Here is a 1,523-nt window from a genome sequence, read left to right as displayed (position 1 = left end):
TCATCATAACCTAAATTCATTTCCTAAGTTGGCGCGTTTACTTTAATTGCTGCCAATAGTGAAATTGCCGATCGAGCCTTTAGCCAAGTAAAAACGATTATTCGGGCTAACTATTCTAATCCTCCTGCCCATGGTGCTAAAATCGTCTCTCACATTTTAAATAATGAAGAACTAAAAGAAGAATGGATTAATGAATTAACCAATATGCGCCAACGCATTCACCGTATGCGCCAACTATTTGTTAAAACCTTACAAGATAAAGGGGCTAGTCAAGATTTTAGCTTTATTGTTAAACAAAATGGCATGTTTTCATTTAGTGGTCTAAATGAAGAACAAGTACTCAAATTACGCAACGACTATGGTATCTATATTGTTAACTCAGGACGGATTAATGTTGCTGGTATGACATTAGATAATATGTCTAGACTTTGCGAATCAATTGTTAAAGTACTATAAAAAATAAATATCAAATTAATCATCCTAAACTAACCAATAAACCACAGGCTTATTGGTTTTTTTATGCCATTTAGTTATATCAATAGGAAAACTGATTATTAGACGATAACACAATTATTATCAATAATTAATCAATAAATAAAAATTGATTAAGGATTGTTTTGTGGCATCACATGTTTTGGATTTTTTAGTTTTAGGAAATAACTTTAGCACTCCTGAAATGCGGTCAATATGGTCAGAACAGAATCGACTTGAGCAACAAGTTGCTGTTGAAGTTGCATTAGCCAAAGCCGAAGGTGAATTTGGAGTCATTCCGACCCAAGTGGCTAATACGATAGTCAAAAAAGCTAATGCGACTAAGTTATCTTTAGAGAAAATTGCCCAAGAAGCAGCCGTTGCACGGCATTCGTTAATGTCAACAATTAATGCTTTACAAAAGCAAGTGGGTGAAGCCGGTCAATTTATTCATTATGGTGCAACCACTCAAGATATTGTCGATACTGCAACCGTTTTACAACTTAAGCAATCATTTGCCATTATTGAACGTGACACCAAATTGGTGGCATGTGAATTAAAAAAATTAGCCAAACAATACCAATACTTACCTATGGCCGGGCGAACTCACGGCATGCAAGCACTACCGACAACCTTTGGTTTTAAACTGGCTGTTTGGTTGGATGAATTTATTCGGCACTTACAACGTTTAAGTGAAATCAAACAGCGAGTATTAGTCGGTAATATTAGTGGTGCAATTTGTACTTATGCCTCAATGGGTAAGTTAGGACCTCAGGTTGAAGCCCGTGCTTTAACAATATTGGGATTAAATACTCCAAATATTGGTTGGCAAGCAGCTCGTGATCGTTTTTCTGAATACGCATCAGTCATCGCCTTAATTAGTGGCACATTAGGTAAAATGGGCAATGAATTTTACAACTTGATGCGCACCGAAATTAACGAAGTTGAAGAGCCCTTTTCTGACGGAAAAATCGGTTCAACTACTATGCCACATAAACGCAACCCAGCGGCATTAGAAGGGTTAGCAAGCTTAACTGCACCGTTATTAAAAA

At 36.5% G+C, this 1,523-nt stretch carries 1 protein-coding gene and 1 pseudogene; both read left to right on the top strand.

All coding sequences use genetic code 11. The features are described 5' to 3' along the window. Nucleotides 1-27: 27 nt before the first annotated feature. Nucleotides 28-456, top strand: a pseudogene (locus A9G35_RS09260) (aminotransferase class I/II-fold pyridoxal phosphate-dependent enzyme); the annotation flags it as partial. Nucleotides 457-619: 163 nt separating this feature from the next. Next, on the top strand, nucleotides 620-1,523 hold a 904-nt coding region (locus A9G35_RS09255; RefSeq protein ID WP_065636604.1), incomplete at its 3' end, for a class-II fumarase/aspartase family protein.

The sequence above is a fragment of the Gilliamella sp. Choc5-1 genome (assembly GCF_001690595.1).
Classification (GTDB): Bacteria; Pseudomonadota; Gammaproteobacteria; order Enterobacterales; family Orbaceae; genus Gilliamella; species Gilliamella apicola_M.
The sequence above is the reverse complement of the archived record's forward strand: the minus strand, read 5'-3'. Positions and strand labels throughout refer to the sequence as shown.